The following is a 14532-nucleotide window of genomic DNA, read 5'->3' as shown; positions in this document are numbered from 1 at the left end:
ATGAAGAAACTGATTCTCACGTTGATCGCGGCCCTGGGCATCGTGACCGGTGCACAGGCTGCCGAAGGCGGCATCGCCTGGGACAAGGCCCCGGGCAAGACGAATGACACGGCATCGCTGCAAAACGGCGCCAAGCTGTTCGTCAACTACTGCCTGAGCTGCCACTCGGCCGCATTCATGCGCTTCAACCGGCTGCAGGACATCGGGCTGACCGAGCAGGAAATCAAGGACAACCTGCTTTTCACCACCGACAAGGTCGGCGAGACCATGAAGGCGGCCATCAACCCCAAGGAAGCCAAGGAGTGGTTCGGCGCCAATCCTCCGGACCTGACGGTGATCGCACGTTCGCGTGCCGGCCACAACGGCACGGGCGCCGACTACCTCTACACCTTCCTGCGCACCTTCTACCGCGACGACACCAAGGCCACGGGCTGGAACAATCTGGCCTTCCCCAGCGTGGGCATGCCCCATGCGCTGTGGCAACTGCAGGGCGAGCGCCGCGCCATCTTCGAAGAAGCCGAGGAGCACGGTGTGAAGACCCAGGTTTTCAAGGGGTGGGAGCAGGTCTCTCCTGGCAGCATGAGCGCAGTGCAGTACGATCAGGCAGTTGGCGATCTGGTGAACTACCTGCAATGGATGGGTGAGCCGGCACAGAACAGCCGCACCCGCATTGGCGTGGGTGTGCTGCTTTTCCTGGCGGTCTTCATCTTCATCGCATGGCGCCTCAACGCCGCGTTCTGGAAAGACGTCAAATAAAACCGTGACTGCAGAAGGCCGTGCAAGCAATTGCTGCGGCTGAACTGTGTGCAGAGTGGGCGCCGCGAGCGACCCACTCTTTTTGATTTTTAGGAGCCTCCACCATGATGGTGCTTTATTCGGGAACGACCTGCCCCTTTTCACACCGTTGCCGCTTCGTCCTGTTCGAAAAAGGCATGGACTTCGAGATCCGCGATGTGGACCTGTTCAGCAAGCCTGAAGACATCAGCGTGATGAATCCGTACGGCCAGGTGCCCATCCTGGTCGAGCGCGACCTGATCCTGTACGAATCGAACATCATCAACGAGTACATCGACGAGCGCTTCCCGCATCCCCAACTGATGCCCGGCGACCCGGTGGACCGCGCCCGCGTGCGCCTGTTCCTGCTGAATTTCGAAAAGGAACTGTTCGTCCACGTGAGCACGCTCGAGGAGCGCAACGTCAAGGGCAACGAAAAGGCCATCGAGAAGGCCCGCGCCCACATCCGCGACCGCCTGACGCAGCTGGCTCCCGTGTTCCTCAAGAACAAGTACATGCTGGGCGAGAACTTCTCCATGCTGGACGTGGCCATCGCCCCGCTGCTGTGGCGCCTGGACTACTACGGCATCGAGGTGTCCAAGAACGCCGCCCCGCTGCTCAAGTACGCCGAGCGCATCTTCTCGCGCCCTGCCTACATCGAAGCGCTGACGCCTTCCGAGAAGGTGATGCGCAAGTAATTCGCATCGGTTGACGACTGATTGCGCGGGCAGGGAAGGCGGTCAACCGGTCGCCATCCTGCCCGTTTTCGTGTTCCGACCACTCAGACCACTCATTTCCTGGGATCGTCATGACTGCCCCCGAAGCAACTTCCACCCGCCCCTACCTGATCCGGGCACTGTACGAGTGGTGCACCGACAACGGCTTCACGCCCCACATCGCCGTGCGTGTGGACCGCAATGTGCAGGTGCCGCGCGAGTTCGTGCGCGACGGCGAGATCGTGCTCAACGTCAGCTACGACGCCACCAGCGGCCTGCAGATGGGCAATGATTTCATCAGCTTCACGGCCCGCTTTGGCGGCAAGCCCCGCGAAATCATGGTGCCCGTGGAGCAGGTGATGGCCATCTACGCACGCGAGACCGGGCAAGGCATGGCTTTCCCGGCGCCGGAGCCCGAGGCCGAAGCCGACAACGATGTTTCGCCCGGGCAGGCATCCGATGAGCCTGTGCCACAGGACGCCGCCGCTGAGGTGCCGGCCGAGCCTGCATCCGACGAGCGCGTGGTGCAGCTGGTGAGCATCCACAGCGAAGGTGATGACGAAGAGCCACCGCGCACGCCGCCGCCTTCGGGTACGCGGCCTTCGCTGAAGCTGGTCAAGTAGGTTTTTCGCATCGGCGCGCATACCGTTGCTCCCGCAAGCGTGCTTGGCCCCATCGGGAAAGTCCGAGGCAGCATTTTTCTGCGCTAGAATGCGTGCTTCGCCGGTTTAGCTCAGTTGGTAGAGCACCCGCCTTGTAAGCGGTAGGTCGTCAGTTCGAATCCGACAACCGGCACCAAAAACATAAACCCGCATGCTCAAACATGCGGGTTTTTTGTTTTCTGACAAGGGCTTAGCCTTGCAAGCATGCCTGTACATGCTCATGCATGCGGCTACACAGCGCGACTTTTCTTGTATCCCCTCGTGTATCCCTGCAAAATTACCTGGTTTTTCTAACTCAGGGATACAAGGCATGAAGCGAGAAGAAATCAAGCGAAGGCCCATGCCGGATACGGTGATAGAGAGCCTTGAGCCGGGAGCCACCATGTACCGTGAGCGGCACGGCGATGGCGTGTACCTGCGCGTGAAGCCGAGCGGCACGAAGGATTGGCAGCTCAGGTACAAGACGCCAGAGGGGAAATGGGGGTGGCTGGGGATTGGTGGATACGGCAAGGGCACGCATCAGCTCACCGGCCAGCAGGCGCGTGAGAAGGCCCGCCAGTGGCTCAAGCAGTCCAAGGATGAAGGAATCCCGCTGCCCCAGGCGAAAAGCCCGCCTGCGCTGGAGGATGCGGAACCACGCGAGACATTCGCCCAACTGGCAACTGAGTGGCTCAAGGTCAAGAAGGACGCCAAGAGCTGGACAGGTGACACCTATGACCGCGCCAAGGCCATGATTGAGAACCACGTTCTACCCAGCATGGGAGCACGGGACTACACAGCCATCCCCGCCAGCGAGTGGTTTGCCCTGTTCAAGCGCATGGAGGAAAAGGGCATTCTCGAAACCATCGCCAAGGCACGGGCCTACTGCCGAGACATCTACGCTCTGGCCCAGGTGACCGACCGCGCAAAGTTCAACCCCATCGACAACCTGCACAAGTTCATTGCGCCCAGCCGCAATGAGAACTTTGCTCATGTGTCCCAGGCAGAGATTCCCGGCCTGATTCGTGCGATGCGCGCCCATCCGTCGCGCTCTCTGTCCATCGGGCTGCAGTTGCTGGCGCTGTTGGCGGTGCGCCCGTCTGAGCTGAGAGAAGCGCCATGGGATGAGTTCGACCTTGAGGCGGGGCTATGGACGGTGGCCGCCAGCCGGAAGAAGGAGCGCCGCGAGTTCGTGTTTCCACTGCCAGACCAGGCCGTGAAGCTGTTGCGCGAACTAAAGCAGTACGCAGGAAAGAGCCCTCTCCTGTTCCCGGGCCGCGGCAGTATGGACACGCCCATCAGCAACATGACGTTCAATCAGGCTCTTGCGCGCATGGGCTACAAGGGGCGGCAGACACCCCACGGCATGCGCCACCTGTTCAGCACAGCGGCCAACGAGGCCGGGAAGGAATGGCGCATCGTGGATAGCGCTCTGGCACACAAGGTCAGAGGCACTGAGGGCGTCTACAACAAAGCGCAGTACCTGGCCCAGCGCCGTGAACTGATGCAGTGGTGGGCAGACAGGCTGGACGCCATGGCGGCAGACCTTGCTGGTGTGCGTGCTGCCTGAAGTGGGTAGCAGAAGCACCAAGGCCGAGACATCCTGCTGCTGCTATCGCACGCGACTTGTATTTATGTGGTGTTCCAGGTGTTCCGGTGTTCCATGTAAGGTAAGTTGTTGATTTGAGAATTGTTTTCTCTCTTTTTTGGTGGAACACCGCAAGAAATCCTGGTGTTCCAGGTGTTCCGCCAAGTGCAGTTTGTGTTTGTTGCTATTGAATATGTAGCTATTCGTCGCCTGCGAGGCTGCTGCCGCCAAGTGGCGTGTTGGCGCCAGCTTTGTAACAAGGCGTGAACTGTCAGCCGTAGGCTGGCGAGCCGAATGAGTTGTCAATGCGCGATGATCTCTGCCGGCCAGTTGCCGGCCGTTTCAGGTTGACTTGAGTCACTCCCGGCTGGACGCCCGAGCGCCCGCAGCAGGCCCCACATGGGACCGCTTATCCTCCGTGGCCCGCAACTCTATGAGCGTGGCCGGGATCCGCAGTTGAACGACTGGCTCAGCGCGCGTCTTGCTTAATTGCAAAGACTAGGCGACAGCAAGGCTGTGGCGCGCCCTGGCGAAAGGCTTTCGCTTTGGCAGATACCCCCGAGACTCGCATTTCGGACTTGGATGCGAGCTCGGCGAGGCGCTCTCCTCAGAGGGGCTTCAAGCGGCAAGCCGGTAGGTCGCGTCGCTCTTCTTCTTTTCGATTACACCGTTGGCAACTAGTCGGTTCAACCAGTCTCTCGTCTGCATCTGATTGAGATCCAACTCCTCGGCGATCTGAGCGGCCTTCTTGGGTGCGTGAAGTACCTGCCGAATCAACCGTTCAAAGGTCGCGAACATCTCATGCTTTAAGCCAACTGGCGGACCAGAGGGAGCCTCAACGAGAGTGAGCTTTTGTGCAGCCGACGGATCTGACGTATCTTCTTTGAAGGCCCCTCGGTCACCAGGCGGCTCTTCAAGAATCGACAACTGGCGCGCTGCATCTGGAACTGCATCCGAAACCGCGCTCGGCGCAACAGCAGAAATCTTGAAGTCAAGATTTTCCTGATAAGCAGCAGCCTGGCTATCGTTTGATCGATCCGCAAACAGCGCCTCTAGCGCTTGTCCATCCTCCGGCTCTGGCCAGAGCAAGGCTCCCTCTCGGAGCAAAGCGTCTAGGCCAGCTGAACGCTTGCCACTCGATCGAATGTAGAGCGGAACAAAGTGAAGCTTACGAAGCTGCTCTATCGCGCCTGCCCACGTCCCACCCCGCTCTAAGTCTGAATTCACGACCAAGCCAATGTCAGCCAACGCGAAGATAAACTTGTTGCGCGCGATGGCGTGCCCGACGTTGAAGCCAGCGCTTGGGTCATAGGGAGAGATCAGCAATGTGCGTCTCTCTTGAAGGCCATCTCTGAATCTCCGACTGATTGCCGCCTGCGCTAGTCCTTCTGCCATGACGTTGCAGACTATGCCGCCAAGAGCCTCAGCCCCATTCATAGCAGCACTGTCGACACCCTTAGCGCCACCGGAGATCAAGCCTCTGCCAACACTGGCCGCCCTCTCTCCCGCACGCTGGGCATAGCTCAGTATCTCGTCGTCCGCGTCACGGGAACCTACGACAGCTAGGCCGCCGTTGTCGACAAGATCCAAATCGCCACAACCGTACATGACGGGCGGCGCTTCGTGCTTAAGACGTGACTTGATCCGCTTGGGATAACGGGAATCGGCGCGACTCACCACCCAGATCGAACGCGCACTCCAATACTCAAGCGCCTGGGCAAGCTGAAACCCTCTGCCCATCAAGCGGGTCAGTCGTCCTGGCCCAAACAGGTGCTCGGCTTCGCGCAGCGCAGGGGACTGTGGGCTGAGAAGGTCGGACGGCTGAAAGCCTTGTTGCATGAGGAACCTTGTGAGGTCGCTGTACTCACGTTGCTTCAACAGTTCCGCACGGGTACTAACCTTGCCGACCATCAGCGGCGCCGTTAAGAGCAAGATCGCTTGGCAGTTTTCGGAAATCTGCGGACTCATTCTTCATTCCCAGTTTTGGCAAGCGCGAGGGGCCACACTTCGCCGCAACCGTTGGAGCGCAGCAGCCAAGCGCCAACCGTGAACGTCCAACCCGAGTTCACGATATCGTCGACCAACAACACCGGGCCGACCTTGCCGTCAAAGTCGCTAAATTCAAGCGACTGATCCAGGTTCCTCGCCTGTTGAGAGCTATTGTGCATGTACTTCTGAGCGGAGGTGTGCTTCACCTTGGTCAGCGCTGCGTGGAATGGAAGGCCAAGCTCAGCGGCAAGCCGCTTCGCAAAGCTCGGCACGAGATTCGGATTGTTGAGTGACGGGATGCAGGTGACCCATTCCGGAGCTGGTTTAAAAGCAGCCCGGCGCACCAGCCCGGCGCATGCCTTCACGAGGTCGTCGCCGAAGTGCTTCTGTACGTAGCGAGCATCACGGACGATATCGCCCCACCCTGCCGTACCGTACATCGAGAGCGCCAAACCGTCTCCCGCACGCAGATTCTCTGCAATATTTCCCCGCAGCTCGTATCCGTCTAGTCCTCCGTCAGGCCACTTCTTGCGCGCCTGGATCGGCAAGCTGGTGTCCTTCATGTACCGATCCGCCTCCGCAACGAGCGCCGGGGCAACCGCGGTGGGCAACGGTGGACTGCGCGGCTCCTCAACGGTAGTCGGGTCACCATCGAGAGCCGCGACCAAAAACTTCATGTGCCCTTCGGTGAGGGCCATGTACTCCTTCATCTGAGCGAGCTCGGCTCGCCGCAGATCAGTCACCCTTCGGGCCGTCTCCCAGAAGCTGTCCGCCAACATCCTGCCTGTGAACTTCCAGCTTGAGCCTTCCTTCAGGATCGGCGAGGGGTTCTCGATGGCAAGAGCATCCAGCGTTTTAACGATTCGTCCCTTGCTCAAGTTGATGACCTCCTGAAGAGCCGGCACTGAAAGGCCATCGTCCCCAGCCGTATCGAGCGCTTCCATGACAGCGGTTACCTCATCACGCGTTGGAAACGCGCTGTCGATGAAGTGGGTGTTGATGTCCTGTTGGTTCTTGACCGCCAGTACGACTCCGCGAGCATCATCGATCGCACGCCCGGCGCGCCCCACTTGCTGGTAGTAGTGGACGACAGAGGACGGTGGCTGGTAATTGATGACGAAGGTCAAGTCAGGCTTGTCATAGCCCATGCCAAGCGCCGAGGTCGCAACAAGCGCCTTGACCTTGTTCTCCTTGAGCGCACGCTCGAGAAAAGCGCGGTCCTCTGACCCGCTTGTATAGCCCATGACCGTAAGTCCGCAGTGCGTGAGCCAACTGACGATGTATTGCACATGGGCCTTCGTCAGGGCATAGATGATGCCGCTACCGGGAAGGCTGCGCACTGTCTGTGCGAGCCAGGCGAGCCTCTCTGCATCGTTTGCAAATGTTATTGTCTGGAGCGTGATGGATGGCCGATTCAGCGAGCCGCGTTTCACTTGCAGTTTGGGGCCAAGGATCTGCTCGAGATCGCCTGACACGCGTTCGTTTGCCGTGGCCGTGGTCGCGAGCACCGGCAAGTTGGAAGGCAGCGACGTAATGAGCCGCGTGACCAGCTTGTACTCGGGCACGAAGTCATGCCCCCAGTCCGAAATGCAGTGGGCTTCGTCGACGACGAGCATCGACACGTTGGGAATCTTGGCCAGCAGGCTGGCCTGGAAATTCGTGTTCGCCAGCTGCTTCGGGTGGAACATGAGGACGTCGATCTTCCCTTCCTCGATCTGCTTGGCGATCTCGTCCCAATCCAGCCGATTGGTCGAGTTGACGGTTCTGGCCGTCACATTCATGCGCTCCGCCGCCATCTCCTGATCTCGCATGAGAGAGAGCAAGGGGGATACCAGGAGGGTTGGCCCCCCCCCTTGTTCGCGAATCAGTTTTGCCGCGATGAAGTAAACGAAGCTTTTGCCCCAACCCGTCTTTTGAATTACGAGGAGGCGCCCCTCTGCACCCATAACGAGGTGACGAATCGCATCTTCCTGCGAGTCGCGGAAGATGGCGTTAGGATTGCCACTGCCTTCTCGGAGGAGTTGTAAGGCGCGAGCTTGGTCGTATTTCATGGGACTTCCTGGAACATTTGTGGTGCTGCTGATTTTGCGGGTCACGGCGAGCTGGGCGCGCGCCTGACACCCAAGAATAAGTGATCGCATCGGCACCTTTTCGGAACTTGTCCTAGACCTCGGATATATATGGAAACCTGCGCGGCGTCATCCGGTGCATACCGACCTCAGACCGTGCTGCCTATCTGCAACCAACGCGTCGAGATCGAGGTCTACCGCGCCCTGCAATGCGCCGAATGCTTGAGTTCCTTCCGCAGGCCGCTCAAATGCCGTGCATTCAGGCTGTGCCTGGATGAGGGGGCTGCACGGCAGCGTTGTCGGTTCGCAGCACGCGCCCTTCGTTTGGTACGCGGGCGAAGCCTACATTCCGTGCGTACCACTTGCGTACCTTGGCATCTTTCAACAGCAGCGCGGCCAGCCAGTCCTCGAAAGCCGAGGTGCAGGCCCGCGATGTTTTGCCCCGGATAGTCCTGCCAAATGAAAAGCGGGGAGCCTGCTCGCCTGCCGGGGCATTCTCTACAGGTGTTGTACTAAGGCAGTGTGGTGGTGATAAAGACTTATCAGCGGGAAGACCTGCGGGCCCTGCTGGGCATGAGCATGCTGAGCGGGGAGAGCTTTGGTGATGGCGGTGCAGTGCTCTACGTGTTCCGGCGTGATGGGCTTTGGCTGGCGCTGGATGAAGAAGCGGTGCAAGTGACGTTACCGCAGGAGTTGGCGGCCTGCACCGGACTGAGCGATCCTGAGCCGAAGCAGGGTGAGCCTGGCATGTATGGCCTTCCGGGGCAGCGCCCGTTGCTGCCTTTCCCGTTCACAGTCCGGCAGCTTCTGGAGTTTGATGAGACCGCTGGGGGTGTGGTGTACGAACGCTGCGAGCGCGGCGCCTTCACGGAGGAATGGGTGGCCGAGCTGGCGCAGGCGACAGGGCAAAAGGACGAGGCCAAGGCGAGACACAACGCCGCCGAGCTGGCGCGGTATGTGATGGAGTGGGAGCCGCTACCAGGGGAGATGGGAGGGCAGGGGCCAGAAGATGCTGACGCCATGGAGGGCTCGCCCACTGCTGGGGTGGCCGTGATGCCAATGAAGCGCCAGCGGCGGGACTTGCTGGCCCCGCTGGTGGAGAAGGCCATGCGGGACTGTGGCGGCGATGCCGCGCAGGTTTTCGTGTTGATGCGGGCGTGGGCTGTAGGGCCGACGCCGCGCCCGCCGCTTGTGGGCGTGACGGAGGATGGCCGTATCCAGTGGCGAGATGCGAACGACAAGCCCCAGGAGCTTTCAAGGGATAGCCGGCGCGACCGGGTAAGGAGGGCGCGGGCAGGCTCCAACGCGCGATAGCAGGCGCAAACGCGCGCGAGGTGGTAGACGCGGCCCCCTCCGCAGACATTCGCGGCATGTCTCACAAAGCGCAAGGACGCAAGAACATGCCTCTTATCAAGAAATCCACTGCCGCCACTCTTATCGGTCAAAGCCGTTCCAGCATCGAGCGCCTGGTGAAGCTCGACCCCAGCTTTCCCCGCCCCATCAAGATGGGTGACCATCGCCAAAGCGCCGTGTTCTTCGACGATGGTGAGCTGAACACTTGGATTGAAGCCCAGAAGGCCAAGCGCATGCCTCGCCTGCAGGTGGCCGCATGAGCGCCTTCGCCATCATTGACTCCGCAGAGCCAGGAGTCTCCCGCGGTACCACACCGATGGCAGGCCGTGAGCCTGGCAACGATTACGCACGCGCCGCCCTCGACGCCCAGGCAGTGCGCGCCGCCCAGGCCTCCCGGGTCATGCGCGCCGCGCTCGATGCACAGGCTGCGCGCGCCGCCCAGGCTGCCGAGCACCTGGCCGACGCCAAGCTACGGGCTTTTGCTGGGGGGCATGAATGATGCTGCTCGCCATCTTCTCCGTCGCCGCGCGCATCCGCCATGCATGGAGGGTTCAGGCATGAGCCCAAAAGAAAACGCCCAGCCCCGCAATGCAGAACTGAGCGCCCCTAGTAACGGCGCCCATCGTATCAGCACCCGCAGCATGACGCCACGTCAGACCCGTGTGGTTCGTGCCCTGGTTGATTCGAGAAACTGGATTGCCCGCGAGGCCATTGACCGCATTGCCGGTGTGTCCAATGGCCCGGAGGTCATCCGCCAACTGCGCCAGCGCTTTGGCCATGACGCCATCGAGATGGAGCGCATCACCGTGGTGGACAGCGATGGCCTGCTGACGCAGCCGGGACGCTACCGCCTGACCGACGCAGGGCGCCAGTGCCTGACAGAGAAGGGGTTGCAGTAATGCGCCGTCCCTTCCCTCGCTACAAGATGCCGTGCTACAGTTCATGTATTGCGCCTGTTACGCGCAATCGGATGTGGAAGTCCGCTGAATCCGCTGCGACGAAAGCCGCAGTTCCCGCAATGGAGTGCGGCTTTGTCGTTCGTGCCCCTTTTTATGGTGGCTCGATGGGCAGGCGCAAGCCTGGCCGGTTCGCGCAAGCGGGTTCCCGGTCTTCCACACCCATCGAGTCACCGCCCCCACGTGGAAGTGGAGCGGTGGTTTATGCAAACCGAACCTGCTTGGAGCCAATCATGGCTATCTCTTTGCGCACTGCTGCGCCCACCTCGCCCACCACGGGCACGCCTGACCCCATCCAATTGCACGCCGATGCGCACAACGCGCTGAACATGGCCGTGTTCTATCTGCGCCAACCTCAGGCCAATCTGCCCGGCGCCCGCCGCAAGGCCATTCAAGCCCTTTCCGCGCTGCGCAACCTGTCCGCCATCCTGGAGGGCTGAACCATGAAGACCAAGAAAAACGCTGCCAGCGAGGCAGTGGGGGCGCAGCCTTGCCAAAAACAGCCTGACGTGCAGCCGCGCGATGCCATCGACTGCATTGCGCTCGGACTGCCGCTATCAGCACTGCCGCCGCCGTTGTCTGATGCCTGCCAGCAGGACCTTTCGGCCTGCAGGCGTATGTTTGGCGGACTGCATCCCGAGGACGTAATTGACCCCCTTCGCACTGCGGCAGAAGCCCTTGAATGGGTTGTCGAGATTGCCAAAACTATCGAAGCCGAGACCGCGAGTAATTCACGTATCCGACGCCTGGCAAGCATGGCGGCATTTGTGGCAATGGACGTGGCGAACCTGACGGAGAGCAGCTATGAGGACATGCTGGCTGCTATCAAGAAGGGCGGTGCTTTATGAGCGTTGTGGCCATTGCCCCGTGGCAGAGGGCGGAGCGCGATGAACTGGCGCTGTCCTGCGTCGAGGAAATTGAGTCCATCAGTGTTCATCTGAGAAGCAACCTGCCCAACGAACCTGAATACCTTTTCCTCCGCTCCATGGTGTTGCGCGTCATTGAACTGAACAGCGTGGCAATGTCTGTGCTGAGTGGTGAGGATGACCGCACTACGGAAGAACTGCGCCGCGTGCTGGAGATGGGGCAATGATTGCCGGGCAGTTTTCCCAAGCCATGGAGGCCGCTGGCATCCTGCCGCCTGACACCATCCACGCCGATGGCCAGCTACATAGGTTTAGCACTACCGGCAAGCGCAGCGACAGTGCGGGCTGGTATGTGCTGCATGCAGACGGCCTGCCGGCTGGCGTGTTCGGTTGCTGGCGCAGCGGGCTGACCCAGGTCTGGTGCAGCAAAGCAGACAGCGCCATGTCCCAGGCCGAGCGCGACACCATGCGCCAGCGCGTGCGTGACGCGAAGGCTCAGCGTGATGCCGCGACCCTGCAGCGCCAGCAGCAGGCCCACTCAGAGGCATGCGCAAGGTGGGAAACAGCTTTGCCGGTGATGCAGCACCCCTACCTGACCGCCAAGGGCATCCAACCGTTTGGCCTGCGTGCCGAGGGTGCCGCGCTGCTGGTGCCCATGCGGGACACATCGGGCATCCTGCACAGCCTGCAGACCATTGCGCCTGATGGCCGCAAGCGGTTCATGTCCGGTGGCCGTGTGCACGGCTGTTATCACGCGGTAGGCCGACCCGGCATGGCACTGGTGCTGGGCGAGGGCATGGCAACGATGCACAGCATTCGCGCCGCGACTGGCCTGGCCGTGGCCGCCGCATTCAGCGCCGGCAACCTGGCCCCCGTCGCCCAGGCCCTGCGCCGCAAGTTCCCGACTATGCCCATCATCCTGGCGGCTGACGATGACCACACCACCGAGGGCAACCCTGGCATGGCAGCAGCGCGCGCCGCCGCGCTGGCTGTGGGCGGCCTGGTGGTTGCTCCGCAGTTCCCTGCTCACCGCCCGCGCAAGGCGACCGACTTCAACGACCTGTTTTCCCTGGCTGGCACTGGCGCGGTGCGCGCGTGCTTTGCCGAGGTTCTGGAGGGCTTGCCCCATGAAAACCGCTGACCACAGCACCGCAGCCGTAGCGCTGGCTTGTAACCGTGCGCGGCTGGTGCGTATTGCACTGACCAGGCGCACTCCGTGCTGGCCGCACCCGCTCCACTTTCAGGCAGAGCCCGCGCTCAAGCAGGCCCGGAAGCCCGATGCCCAGGCGCTGGCCGCGCTGCGCAAGGCGTGCGCCAGGACACACCCTGCCCCCATGACCATCGACGCTGGCCCACTGCCTGGCAAGGCTGGTGCGCTGGTGCTGGACGTGCGTGCCACGGAGGTGACTACATGCTGATGAACAGCAGGAAGCCGCAGGCCGCGGCTGTGCAGAGCCTGGCCGATTTGTGGGAGCGTGTCGGGTGTCATGTGAAGGTGCGGCCGCTCCCATCAGCAGCGCCAGGCACCAGGGCCAGCGTCAACAACCCCATCCCCGGCGAGACCGAGCGCCCGCGCTTCGTTGTGCTGGACGATGAGTACCAGACCGCAGACGGCACGCGCTACCGTCCGGGCGTGTGGCACTTCGGTGCCAAGCCGGGTCGAGGCAATGCGCCGCCTACGCTGACGCAACAGCGCATCAGCGGCCCTTTGCACATCGAAGCCGTCACCTTCGACAGCGCGGGCAACAACTTCGGGCGCCTGCTGCGCTTTCGAGACACGCGCGGCCACTGGCGACAGTGGGCCATGCCCATGGAGATGCTCAAGGGCGACGGCGCAGACCTGCGCGGCGTGCTGCTGTCCATGGGCGTATACATCGACCCCAGCCAGGCCGGCCGCCAATCGCTGGCCGTGTACCTGCAAAACCAGACACCAGTGCGGCAGATGGAGGCTGCTACGCAAACGGGCTGGGCAGGTGGCGACTTCAAGGCGTTTGCCCTGCCCGATGGCGTCATTGGTCCCAGGGCCGCGCGCGTGACCTTTCAGGCCCAGGGGCTGCACATTGATGAGTACACCCAGCGCGGCACACTGCCCGGCTGGCAGGCGTCTATCGCAGCCTCTGCCGTGGGCAATCCCATGTTGGTGCTGCCGCTGTGCAGTGCCTTCGCTGGCCCTTTGCTGGCGCTGGTGGGCATGGAGTCTGGAGGGTTGCACCTGGTGGGCGACAGCTCGACTGGCAAGACCACGGCTCTGCAGGCCGCGTGCAGCGTCTGGGGTGGCGAGAGCTACCGCCGCAGTTGGCGGGCCACGGCCAACGGCCTGGAGGGAACCGCCGCACTGTTTGGCGATGGCCTGCTGGCACTGGATGAAATCAGCGAATGTGACCCGCGTGATGTAGGCGAGGTGGTCTACATGCTGGGCAATGGCCGAGGGAAAGCCCGTGCCAGCCGCAGCGGAGCCGCCCGCACCGTCACCCGCTGGCGCAGCTCAGTTCTGTCCACAGGCGAGCGCAGTATCGCCACCAGCATGCAGGACGCGGGCCAGCGCATCAAGGCTGGCCAAGCCGTGCGCCTGCTGGATATACCAGTGCAACGCCGGCATGGCGCATGGGACTTGCTGCACGGCCACGCCAGCGGCCCGGCGTTCTCCGATGCCATCAAGCGCGCCAGCCGCCAGCACCACGGTACAGCGGGCCGGGCCTTCCTGGAGAAGCTCACGCGCGACACGCAGGACATGGCCGCCAGTTTGGAGGCCATCAAGGCCGAGCTGATGACCAGCAACAGCGCCAGTGCAGGCGACGGCCAGCCTGCACGAGCTGCTGCCCGCCTGGCTGTGCTGGCGTTGGCCGGGGAGCTGGCCACCGCCTACGGCATCACCGGATGGAAAGAAGGCGAGGCCACCAGCGCGGCGCAAGTCGGCTTTGCCGCTTGGCTTGCGCAGCGCGGTGAAATTTCAGGCAACGCCGAGCAGGGGCAGGTGCTGCAGGCGGTGCGAAGTTTCATCGAACGTCACGGGGATAGTCGTTTCTCGGATGCCAACGGCGCCTACGACGAGAAGGAGCAGCGCGTGCAGAACCGCGCAGGTTGGTGGGCGCATGACGGGCAGGGAATGGAGTATTGGTTTACTGCCGATGGTCTGCGCGAGGCGCTCAAAGGCTTTGATTTCGGCTCGGCCATTCGTGTATTGCAAGGTGCAGGAGCAATGCCATTACCTGGAAAGGATGGCAAGTCATCTAAGAGCAAGAGAATTCACGCCCGTAAAGAGCGCATTTATCAAATACAGTATGAAAAGCTGGATTGATATTCTGATCGCTGGGTTTGTGGAACACCGGAACACGCTGGGTGTTCCGCGTGTTCCGTCATAACCTATTGATTTTTAAGGGTGGAACACCGGGAACACCTTGAACACCGTGAACTAACCAAGTCCAGGTAATGCGCCGTCCGGCGATGGACGGGCAGGCAGGGGAGGAACTTGGAGTTGGCCCGCCCACTGTGGCGGGCTCTTGCGTTGGCGGAGGTGGCCAGCGCGGGGCCAGCAGGTTGGCCGTTGCAAAGTCGTTGGGGAATTTGTATCCCCTGGTGT

At 61.7% G+C, this 14532-nt stretch carries 16 protein-coding genes and 1 tRNA gene; 15 read left to right on the top strand and 2 right to left on the bottom strand.

Features of this window, described 5'->3' with window-relative positions; genetic code table 11:
• The 5 genes from GRX31_RS02860 (at nt 1) to GRX31_RS02840 (ending at nt 3701) form a co-directional block, all read left to right on the top strand.
• Nucleotides 1–756 carry a cytochrome c1 gene (locus GRX31_RS02860; protein ID WP_016445599.1) on the top strand — a complete coding sequence of 252 codons (756 nt, stop codon included), beginning with the start codon at nt 1–3 and terminating at the stop codon, nt 754–756.
• A gap of 104 nt (nt 757–860) precedes the next feature.
• A complete protein-coding gene (locus GRX31_RS02855; protein ID WP_012207298.1) occupies nt 861–1472 on the top strand; it encodes a glutathione S-transferase N-terminal domain-containing protein in 612 nt (203 codons plus the stop codon).
• Nucleotides 1473–1582: 110 nt separating this feature from the next.
• Entirely contained in the window at nt 1583–2113 is a 531-nt protein-coding gene (locus GRX31_RS02850; RefSeq protein WP_017405520.1) for a ClpXP protease specificity-enhancing factor, read from the top strand.
• 99 nt (nt 2114–2212) lie between these two features.
• Nucleotides 2213–2288, top strand: a tRNA-Thr gene (locus tag GRX31_RS02845).
• A gap of 174 nt (nt 2289–2462) precedes the next feature.
• Nucleotides 2463–3701 carry a tyrosine-type recombinase/integrase gene (locus GRX31_RS02840; protein WP_160851375.1) on the top strand — a complete coding sequence of 413 codons (1239 nt, stop codon included), beginning with the start codon at nt 2463–2465 and terminating at the stop codon, nt 3699–3701.
• Between the two features lie 636 nt (nt 3702–4337).
• Here the strand turns inward: GRX31_RS02840 and GRX31_RS02835 are convergent.
• Together GRX31_RS02835 and GRX31_RS02830 are read right to left on the bottom strand one after the other, a co-directional pair.
• Nucleotides 4338–5687, bottom strand: coding sequence for a DNA-processing protein DprA (locus tag GRX31_RS02835; RefSeq protein ID WP_160851373.1), 1350 nt, complete (start codon nt 5685–5687; stop codon nt 4338–4340).
• Entirely contained in the window at nt 5684–7759 is a 2076-nt protein-coding gene (locus GRX31_RS02830; RefSeq protein ID WP_160851370.1) for a DEAD/DEAH box helicase, read from the bottom strand. The genes GRX31_RS02835 and GRX31_RS02830 overlap by 4 nt, the downstream gene beginning before the upstream one ends.
• Nucleotides 7760–8305: 546 nt before the next feature.
• Between GRX31_RS02830 and GRX31_RS02825 the strand changes: the two genes are divergently transcribed.
• The 10 genes from GRX31_RS02825 (at nt 8306) to GRX31_RS02780 (ending at nt 14250) form a co-directional block, all read left to right on the top strand.
• Nucleotides 8306–9091: a hypothetical protein gene (locus GRX31_RS02825; RefSeq protein ID WP_160851368.1), complete on the top strand. Its 786-nt coding sequence runs from the start codon at nt 8306–8308 to the stop codon at nt 9089–9091.
• An 86-nt stretch (nt 9092–9177) separates the two neighbouring features.
• The gene (locus tag GRX31_RS02820) at nt 9178–9390 is read left to right on the top strand and encodes a helix-turn-helix transcriptional regulator (protein ID WP_046986111.1); all 213 of its coding nucleotides are present in this window, start codon (nt 9178–9180) and stop codon (nt 9388–9390) included.
• Nucleotides 9387–9629: a hypothetical protein gene (locus GRX31_RS02815; protein WP_154833615.1), complete on the top strand. Its 243-nt coding sequence runs from the start codon at nt 9387–9389 to the stop codon at nt 9627–9629. Before GRX31_RS02820 ends, GRX31_RS02815 begins: the two co-directional genes overlap by 4 nt.
• A 142-nt stretch (nt 9630–9771) precedes the next feature.
• Nucleotides 9772–10029, top strand: a complete 258-nt coding sequence (locus GRX31_RS02810; RefSeq protein ID WP_154833616.1) for a hypothetical protein — start codon at nt 9772–9774, stop codon at nt 10027–10029.
• 290 nt (nt 10030–10319) lie between these two features.
• Nucleotides 10320–10526 (top strand): hypothetical protein, encoded by a 207-nt coding sequence (locus tag GRX31_RS02805; protein ID WP_154833617.1) that lies wholly within the window; start codon nt 10320–10322, stop codon nt 10524–10526.
• Between the two features lie 3 nt (nt 10527–10529).
• Entirely contained in the window at nt 10530–10934 is a 405-nt protein-coding gene (locus tag GRX31_RS02800; protein WP_160851366.1) for a hypothetical protein, read from the top strand.
• Nucleotides 10931–11179, top strand: coding sequence for a hypothetical protein (locus GRX31_RS02795; protein ID WP_046986116.1), 249 nt, complete (start codon nt 10931–10933; stop codon nt 11177–11179). The genes GRX31_RS02800 and GRX31_RS02795 overlap by 4 nt, the downstream gene beginning before the upstream one ends.
• Entirely contained in the window at nt 11176–12093 is a 918-nt protein-coding gene (locus GRX31_RS02790) for a toprim domain-containing protein (protein WP_046986117.1), read from the top strand. Before GRX31_RS02795 ends, GRX31_RS02790 begins: the two co-directional genes overlap by 4 nt.
• A complete protein-coding gene (locus GRX31_RS02785) occupies nt 12080–12370 on the top strand; it encodes a hypothetical protein (protein WP_046986118.1) in 291 nt (96 codons plus the stop codon). The genes GRX31_RS02790 and GRX31_RS02785 overlap by 14 nt, the downstream gene beginning before the upstream one ends.
• Complete coding sequence (locus GRX31_RS02780; protein WP_237426603.1) at nt 12364–14250, top strand: DUF927 domain-containing protein; 1887 nt, start codon at nt 12364–12366, stop codon at nt 14248–14250. Before GRX31_RS02785 ends, GRX31_RS02780 begins: the two co-directional genes overlap by 7 nt.
• Nucleotides 14251–14532 lie beyond the last annotated feature (282 nt).

Origin of the sequence: Delftia sp. CH05 (assembly GCF_009827015.1) — a bacterium.
In the GTDB taxonomy this organism is placed as follows: domain Bacteria; phylum Pseudomonadota; class Gammaproteobacteria; order Burkholderiales; family Burkholderiaceae_C; genus Comamonas; species Comamonas tsuruhatensis.
This window is presented reverse-complemented; position numbering and strand designations above follow the sequence as displayed.

What these genes read in the sequence shown, in the direction of transcription:
- GRX31_RS02820 (WP_046986111.1), top strand. Translation starts at nt 9,178, where the DNA reads ATGCCTCTTATCAAGAAATCCACTGCCGCCACTCTTATCGGTCAAAGC.
- GRX31_RS02835 (WP_160851373.1), bottom strand. Translation starts at nt 5,687, where the DNA reads ATGAGTCCGCAGATTTCCGAAAACTGCCAAGCGATCTTGCTCTTAACG.
- GRX31_RS02810 (WP_154833616.1), top strand. Translation starts at nt 9,772, where the DNA reads ATGACGCCACGTCAGACCCGTGTGGTTCGTGCCCTGGTTGATTCGAGA.
- GRX31_RS02815 (WP_154833615.1), top strand. Translation starts at nt 9,387, where the DNA reads ATGAGCGCCTTCGCCATCATTGACTCCGCAGAGCCAGGAGTCTCCCGC.
- GRX31_RS02830 (WP_160851370.1), bottom strand. Translation starts at nt 7,759, where the DNA reads ATGAAATACGACCAAGCTCGCGCCTTACAACTCCTCCGAGAAGGCAGT.
- GRX31_RS02850 (WP_017405520.1), top strand. Translation starts at nt 1,583, where the DNA reads ATGACTGCCCCCGAAGCAACTTCCACCCGCCCCTACCTGATCCGGGCA.
- GRX31_RS02800 (WP_160851366.1), top strand. Translation starts at nt 10,530, where the DNA reads ATGAAGACCAAGAAAAACGCTGCCAGCGAGGCAGTGGGGGCGCAGCCT.
- GRX31_RS02840 (WP_160851375.1), top strand. Translation starts at nt 2,463, where the DNA reads ATGAAGCGAGAAGAAATCAAGCGAAGGCCCATGCCGGATACGGTGATA.
- GRX31_RS02855 (WP_012207298.1), top strand. Translation starts at nt 861, where the DNA reads ATGATGGTGCTTTATTCGGGAACGACCTGCCCCTTTTCACACCGTTGC.
- GRX31_RS02795 (WP_046986116.1), top strand. Translation starts at nt 10,931, where the DNA reads ATGAGCGTTGTGGCCATTGCCCCGTGGCAGAGGGCGGAGCGCGATGAA.
- GRX31_RS02780 (WP_237426603.1), top strand. Translation starts at nt 12,364, where the DNA reads ATGCTGATGAACAGCAGGAAGCCGCAGGCCGCGGCTGTGCAGAGCCTG.
- GRX31_RS02790 (WP_046986117.1), top strand. Translation starts at nt 11,176, where the DNA reads ATGATTGCCGGGCAGTTTTCCCAAGCCATGGAGGCCGCTGGCATCCTG.
- GRX31_RS02860 (WP_016445599.1), top strand. Translation starts at nt 1, where the DNA reads ATGAAGAAACTGATTCTCACGTTGATCGCGGCCCTGGGCATCGTGACC.
- GRX31_RS02805 (WP_154833617.1), top strand. Translation starts at nt 10,320, where the DNA reads ATGGCTATCTCTTTGCGCACTGCTGCGCCCACCTCGCCCACCACGGGC.
- GRX31_RS02785 (WP_046986118.1), top strand. Translation starts at nt 12,080, where the DNA reads ATGAAAACCGCTGACCACAGCACCGCAGCCGTAGCGCTGGCTTGTAAC.